The organism is Cupriavidus sp. SK-3 (assembly GCF_000611145.1).
GTDB lineage: Bacteria > Pseudomonadota > Gammaproteobacteria > Burkholderiales > Burkholderiaceae > Cupriavidus.
Genome location: NZ_JFJV02000192.1, coordinates 43,623 through 43,875 on the forward strand (window position 1 = coordinate 43,623; position 253 = coordinate 43,875).

The 253-nt window shown below is 68.0% G+C and carries 1 pseudogene; it reads right to left on the reverse strand.

Going from position 1 to position 253, the window contains the following annotated elements:
- Positions 1 to 187 precede the first annotated feature (187 nt).
- Positions 188 to 253: pseudogene (locus tag CF70_RS38015) on the reverse strand (PaaI family thioesterase); the annotation flags it as partial.

The following is a 253-nucleotide window of genomic DNA, read 5'->3' on the forward strand; positions in this document are numbered from 1 at the left end:
CGCCGCAGGCGGCGAGCACGGTCAGTTTCAATAGCCGCGTGGCGGCAATCCGTTCAAACAGCATCTGGTCTCCATTATTGGTTTTATCGGTGCCGCGTGCCGGTTGTTTCCGGTCTGGTTCTTAGTGTGCTGCTCCCTGCGCCGGCGGGCCCGGCATGCGGCGCGCCGCTGCCGGACATGTGCCGTATCAGCCGTCGGCGCCGGTATCCGAGGCGCCGCCCGCCGCGCGTTGCGGCGGCACGCGCCTGGCAAA